General features: G+C 63.6%; 5 protein-coding genes. 4 read left to right on the top strand and 1 reads right to left on the bottom strand.

Going from position 1 to position 6452, the window contains the following annotated elements; genetic code table 11:
* Positions 1 to 376 precede the first annotated feature (376 nt).
* From ACZY1I_RS10735 to ACZY1I_RS10720, 4 genes are all read left to right on the top strand, one after another.
* On the top strand, positions 377 to 1213 hold the full coding sequence (locus tag ACZY1I_RS10735; RefSeq protein WP_463754382.1) for an ABC transporter ATP-binding protein: 837 nt from the start codon (positions 377 to 379) through the stop codon (positions 1211 to 1213).
* Positions 1210 to 2817, top strand: coding sequence for a hypothetical protein (locus ACZY1I_RS10730; protein ID WP_463754313.1), 1608 nt, complete (start codon positions 1210 to 1212; stop codon positions 2815 to 2817). The genes ACZY1I_RS10735 and ACZY1I_RS10730 overlap by 4 nt, the downstream gene beginning before the upstream one ends.
* A gap of 50 nt (positions 2818 to 2867) precedes the next feature.
* Complete coding sequence (locus tag ACZY1I_RS10725) at positions 2868 to 4118, top strand: cytochrome P450 (RefSeq protein WP_463754312.1); 1251 nt, start codon at positions 2868 to 2870, stop codon at positions 4116 to 4118.
* Positions 4119 to 4185: 67 nt separating this feature from the next.
* Positions 4186 to 5766, top strand: coding sequence for an MFS transporter (locus ACZY1I_RS10720; RefSeq protein ID WP_463754381.1), 1581 nt, complete (start codon positions 4186 to 4188; stop codon positions 5764 to 5766).
* A gap of 26 nt (positions 5767 to 5792) precedes the next feature.
* Here the strand turns inward: ACZY1I_RS10720 and ACZY1I_RS10715 are convergent, their stop codons facing one another.
* The gene (locus ACZY1I_RS10715) at positions 5793 to 6017 is read right to left on the bottom strand and encodes an MbtH family protein (protein ID WP_463754310.1); all 225 of its coding nucleotides are present in this window, start codon (positions 6015 to 6017) and stop codon (positions 5793 to 5795) included.
* Positions 6018 to 6452 lie beyond the last annotated feature (435 nt).

The following is a 6452-nucleotide window of genomic DNA, read 5'->3' as shown; positions in this document are numbered from 1 at the left end:
TTACAGTTGCCCCCCGAAAAACTACCCTAGGTCAGTCCTGTTGGCTGTGTTGCCTTTTGACGAAATCGGAGCCGCTGTTTTCGGGTTTGATGCTGATCTGGTATGCCGACCATCGACTCGAGAAGCGCAGCATTATCAGCAACGTGTACAGAAAGCCGACAGCATCAGATCCGGGTTCAAAACACCTGATATGAGCTGCCCGACTTCTTCAGGCGCGCCTCCGCGCTGATCAGGTATACCCATCCTCAATACCTTCAAACATCGGTCACGCGACCGCCCGGAGATAACTACCCTCCAGATGGTGGAGTACCCGGCGCGCGCTGCTTCCAGCCCTGCTATCCGTGTCGACGGCCTGACCAAACGCTTCGGCCGGGTGATGGCCGTCGAAGACCTGAGCTTGACCGTCGCGCCCGGCGAGGTGTTCGGGTTCCTGGGCCCCAATGGTGCCGGCAAATCGACGACTATCCGCCTACTGATGGGATTGATTCGCCCGACCGCAGGCAGTGCGGAGATATTCGGTTGCGCCGCGGCCGACGTCCGACGGTCCCATCGTCACGTCGCTTATGTGCCCGCGGATGTCGCACTATGGCCTGGATTGACAGGAGCCGAAATCCTTGAGCTGCTCGGCCAGGTGGGCTCCGGTGTCGACGTGGCCTACCGCGACGAGTTGGTCGGCCGGTTCGAACTCGAGCTCGACAAGCCGGCCAAGACCTACTCGACCGGCAATCGGCAGAAGGTGGCCCTGGTCGCAGCATTCGCGACCAGAGCCCCGCTCCTGGTACTCGACGAGCCGACCAGTGGCCTGGATCCGTTAATGCAAAGAGAATTCCGTGGCTGTGTCGCGGAGGCACGCGAGCGCGGCCAGACGGTGTTTCTCAGCTCGCATCAGTTGACCGAGGTAGAAGCCGTATGCGACCGGGTTGGGATTCTGCGCGCCGGGCACCTTGTCGAAATCGACAACATCGCCGAGATACGTCAGCTGCGCCGGACCGCGGTCGAGGTTTCTTATCACGGCGGTCCACCGCCGCTGCGGGATATTGCGGGCGTGGCCGGTGTCGAGCAGTTGAGCGGTGAACGGTTGCGGTTCAGCCTGACTGGATCGCCGGTGGCAGCGCTGCGAGCACTCGCCACAGCCGACGTGACCGCGCTCACGATGCACGAGCCGACTCTTGAGGAGATTTTTCTCGACTATTACGGAGATACCGCACCATGACAGCCGGGACGCTGCCGCAACTCCCGCCGGGCCGGGCGGTGAGTGGACTGGCCGTGCGTCAGCTTCGCCTTGGTGCCGTACTGGTCGCCGTGGTCAGCGGGGCCATGTCGGCCTTGGCGGCCAGCCAATACAGGCCGATCAGCGACCTGCTGGATCAATCGGGTTTGCGCGCGCTCACTGAAAATCCCGCCATCCGGATCCTGTCTGGTCCACCGGTTGCTCTCGACGATCCCGGCGGTTTCACCGTATGGCGCACCGGCCCCGGCCTTTCGGTGCTCGCGAGCCTGTGGATCCTGCTTGCCGCCACAAAATTCACCCGCGGCGAGGAGGACAGTCGGCGTTGGGACCTGCTACTCGGCGGACGGCTGCGAATCGCCGATGTGGTGGTCCGCTGCTGGACAGCTCTCGTCGGATCCGCGACGCTGATCGGCGTGGCGGTCGCGGCGGCCCTGCTGGCGGCTGGTACCGAACCGACCGGCGCAGGCATTCACGCAGCTGGAATCGCCTTGGTTGCACTGACTTTCGCGACGGCAGCATTACTGGCCGCTCAAGTGATGCCGACGCGATTCGGTGCCACCGGAGTTGCGGCCGCAGCGTTGGTTGTCAGCATGCTGCTGCGCATGATCGCCGAAGGCTCGCATCAACTGGCCTGGTTGGCGTGGGCGACGCCGTTCGGTCTGACAGACCGCGCGGCGCCGTACGCGGACAATCGCATCCTTCCGCTGATCGTGTTGGGCGCGTTTCCGATCGTGCTGGCCGGTGCGGCCTTCCTGGCGGCACGCCACCGCGATCTCGGCGACGGGATCGTGGCGGCGTCGGGTAGCCGTCGTCCACGAACTAAATTGTTGCGGTCAATCGGCGGGTTCGCCCTGCGCCGGAGCGGGCGGACCACACTTTGGTGGGCGACCGGCGTCGCCGCATACTTTCTTCTCGTCGGCACGACGCTCGCTTGGCTTCTCGAATTGTTCCAACAGAATCGGCGATTCGCTGAACTGGCCGCGAAGGCGGGGTTGGGTGGCCACAGCTTGGCAAACGTCTTCGCTGCGGCTCTGTTCAGCATGCTGGCGGTCGCCACCGGGCTCTACTCCGCAATGCGTCTCGCCGCGATGTTCGCGGACGAAAAGGCTGGTCGCTCCACTTTGCTTTTCGCCCAACCGATCTCGCGCGTGCGTCTGATGGTCACTGAGATCATCGTCACCGCTGCCGGGGTCGTCGCCCTGCATTGCTCGGCCGCAGTAGCCCTCTGGGGCGGCGCCCAAATCACCCATGCCCCATTGCAGTTGAGCGATTCACTGGCAGGTGCGCTGAATTCCGTTCCGGTGGCGCTGCTCGCGGCCGGCGCAGCCGCGGTGGGCCTCGGGTGGCTGCCGTGGGCGGCCGGCGCGATCGGCGCACTGCCGCTGATATGTGCATTTATGGTGAATATGGTCGTACAGGCCGCCAAGCCCCCTGGCTGGGTGGTCAACCTGTCGCCGTTGGCACACCTCGCCGCCGTACCCGACACACCGCCGAATTGGGCGGCCACCGCAATTTTTCTGCTCGTCGCTGCACTCCTGGCCGGGCTCGGTGTGTATGGGTACCACCAGCGCGATCTGGCAGGGTGAAATACATTGCCACCTAACCTTGTATCTGTGTGCCACGCGATGGAGGCGGAGTGAGCGGACCCCAGAACCTCGACTTCTTCACCGACAAGTCACTCGTCGATGACCCCAACGACTACTACGATGCGATCCGTCGTTGCCCAGTGTGGCGTGATCCGGCACACGGCGTGATCATGGTGTCGGGGTACGACGAGGCCGTCGCCGTGCAACGCGACGCCGAGCAGAACTTATCGGTGTGCAACATCGTCAGCGGGCCTTGGTCGGGCATTCCGAGCGAACCCGGCAGCGACGACATCTCGGATCTGATCGAGCAGCACCGCCACAAGGTCACGTTCGGCGACTACTTCATCACGTTTGATCCTCCGAAGCACACTGCGCACCGCTCGCTGTTGAGCCGGCTGTTCACGCCAAAGCAGCTGAAGCGCAGCGAGGACTTCTTGTCGCGTCTTGCCGACAGCCAGCTCAACCGCTTTGTTGCAAAAGGCAAGTGCGAGATCGTCATTGACTACAATTTCCCGTTCACGCTGGACGCGATTATCGACCTGTTGGGCGTACCCGAGGCCGACCGCGAGCGGTTTCGCCGCGGCGCGAAAGCCAGCAGACTCAAAGGCGAACGCAGCGGCTTCGTCGGTGTGAAAGAGGAATGGTTCGTCGACTACATCGAAGACAGAAGGCGCGAGCCGCGCGAGGACGTGCTCACCGAGCTTGCGCTGGCGAAGTTTCCCGACGGAACGACACCCGATGCGATAGATGTCGCCCGCGTTGCCACATTCATGTTCGCGGCAGGCCACGGCACGACAATCGACTTGCTGAGTCTGGCCATGCTGATGCTGGCGAAGCGACCGGACTTGCAACAGCAACTGCGCGAGGACAATTCAAAGATCCCCGGCTTCATCGAGGAGATGTTGCGCTTCGAAAGCCCGATCAAATCGAACTTCCGGATAGCGCGGCGTACCACCAAAATCGGCGACGTCGATGTGCAAGCCGGTACCAGTCTGCTCGTCATGAACGGAGCGGCGAACCGTGATCCGCGACGGTTCGAAGATCCCGACGAGTTTCGCCTCGACCGCCCAAACATTTTGCACCACATCGCATTCGGCCGAGGTATTCATACCTGCCCGGGCGCTCCGATCGCACGCGCCGAAGTCAGGGTGAGCCTGGAACGAATCCTTGGCCGAATGGCGGACATTCGGCTTTCGGAGGCCAAGCACGGTCCGGCTGGCGATCGTCGGTTCAAGTGGGACGGCACCTTCCTGTTCAGGCGCCTTCAGGAGTTGCACCTCGAGTTCACTCCGGTTCAGTGAGCCGCGAAATGTTTGCTCCAACGGCTTTCTGGCTAGAAGTACTCGGGGTGCCGTAGGACAGCCCGCCATTTTGGCCTGCAACGATGCAGAGCCGGTAATGAACCGACACGACACAACACGCGAAACGAGCCCGATGTCAGTCAAATCGACCACGCCAGGCCGCACGCGCAGATTCCTGCCGAGCAGGCTGCCGTCGCGCCGGTTTACCGCGGCGGTCATCGCGATCGGCGGCATGCAGCTGATGGCCACGATGGACGGCATGATCGCGGTCGTCGCGCTTCCGAAGATCCAGAACGACCTGGGCCTGTCTGACGCCGGGCGGAGCTGGGTGATCACCGCGTATGTGCTGACCTTTGGCGGACTCATACTGCTGGGCGGCCGCCTCGGTGACGCCATCGGGCTCAAACGCACCTTCATGCTCGGCGCAGCCCTGTTCACTGTCGTCTCCGCGATATGCGGCATCGCCTGGACCGGCGGCGTCCTCGTGTTGGCCCGGCTACTGCAGGGCGTCGCCGGCGCGATCATCGCACCGACCGGTATGTCGCTGGTGGCGACCACATTCGCGAAAGGCCCGCAACGCAACGCGGCGATGGGCGTGTTGGGCGCGATCGCCGGTCTCAGCTCGGTACTGGGCCTGGTGGTGGGCGGAGCGCTCACCGACGTGTCGTGGCGGCTGGTGTTTCTGGTGAACGTGCCGATCGGGCTGCTGGTGCTCTTTCTGGCCCACATCGCGCTTGAGGAAACGCAGAAGGAGCGGATGAAGCTCGACGCCGCCGGGGCCGGGTTGGCCACTCTGGGCTGCACCGCGGTGGTCTTCGGTTTCTCGTTGGGGCCGGACAAGGGCTGGCAGTCGCCCATCACGATCGGTTCGGCTGTGGTGGCCGTCGTCGCTTTCGTGGCGTTCGTCGTGGTGGAGCGCGCTGCGGAGAATCCCGTCGTGCCATTCAGCTTGTTTTTCGACCGCAGCCGACTGGCCACATTCGCGGTCATCTTTCTCACCGGCGGGGTGATGTTCTCCCTGACCCTGGTGATCACGTTGTATGTCCAGCACATCATGGGCTACAGCGCGCTGCGCGCGGGCATCGGCTTCATCCCGTTCGCTCTCGCCGTGGCGGTCGGGGCGGGCGTGTCGTCACGACTGGCGACGTTGTTCGCGCCGCGGGTGGTGGTCATCATCGGCGCACTACTGATCCTGGGTGGAGTGTTGGGGGCCTCGGCGCTGAGCCGCGACAGCGCGTACTTCCCGGATCTGGTGGCGCCGCTCGTCGTCATCGGCGTAGGCGTCGGCGTGATCAACGTCCCGCTCGTGTTATCGCTGATCGCCAGCGTCGACTACGACCGGATCGGGCCTACCTCGGCCATCGCCGTGATGCTGCGGACTCTCGGCGGGCCGGTGGTGCTGGCCGTCATCCAGACCGTCATTACGTCGCGCACGCTAGAGATGGGCGGCACCAGCGGACCGGTGAAGTTCATGAACGCCACTCAGTTGCATGCGCTGGACGACGGTTACACCTACGGCCTGCGCTGGCTGGCCGTCGTAGTAGTGCTGGTCGGCGCGGTGGCGCTGCTTATCGGTTACAGCGCGCAGCAGGTGGGCCAGGCCCAGGAATTCAAGAAAGCAATGGACGCGGGGGAAGTGCCGGCCTGAGACCAACCGGCAAAACGGCGCCCGGGCTAGTCTGAGCGGCCCGCCGCCAGCCTGTCGCGCAGACTTTTCGGCCGGATATCCGGCCAGTTCTGTTCGATGTATTCCAGACATGCAGCGCGGTCCGCCTCGCCGTACACGACCCGCCAGCCGGCAGGTACATCGGCGAAAGTCGGCCACAGACTGTGCTGCTCCTCGTCGTTGACCAAGACGAGGAAGCTCCCATTGTCGTCATCGAATGGATTGATGCTCATCGGTCCCCCCTCTATGTATCGGTTCCCCACTATGTAACCGACACGAATTATTCCAAACCCTAACGGAGACCAACGGATCCGTCCGGGCTTCGGCAAACTTCCGATGTGACTCCCAGGAATATGCGTCGAGATCTGTTCGCGCCCACCGGATGCTCCTCAATCTCAGGTGACGTCGCAGCTTGCCTGCGACGCCCACCGCATCCGGTGTAGCGTCGTATGCGGCCGTGTGTAATCGCATGTTCGAACGGCGCAGAAGAAGGTTGTGAAAACTGGGTGGGGACCTTGGGGGTGTGGTGGTGGAGCGTGGTGTGAGCGACGTTGCCGACGCCCGGTCCGACGAGACCATCGCGGCTCGCCCAGCCGTTGAACGGCAGTCTCGACGCCGACTCCCTTTCCGGCGACCTGCACCTGCTCGAGCACCCCGAACGCGCGGCG

The organism is Mycobacterium sp. IDUB_37, assembly GCF_055419245.1.
This window is presented reverse-complemented; position numbering and strand designations above follow the sequence as displayed.

Bases quoted from the DNA above. Each gene is read 5' to 3' on its own strand.
- ACZY1I_RS10715 (WP_463754310.1), bottom strand. From the start codon at position 6,017: ATGAGCATCAATCCATTCGATGACGACAATGGGAGCTTCCTCGTCTTG.
- ACZY1I_RS10730 (WP_463754313.1), top strand. From the start codon at position 1,210: ATGACAGCCGGGACGCTGCCGCAACTCCCGCCGGGCCGGGCGGTGAGT.
- ACZY1I_RS10735 (WP_463754382.1), top strand. From the start codon at position 377: ATGGCCGTCGAAGACCTGAGCTTGACCGTCGCGCCCGGCGAGGTGTTC.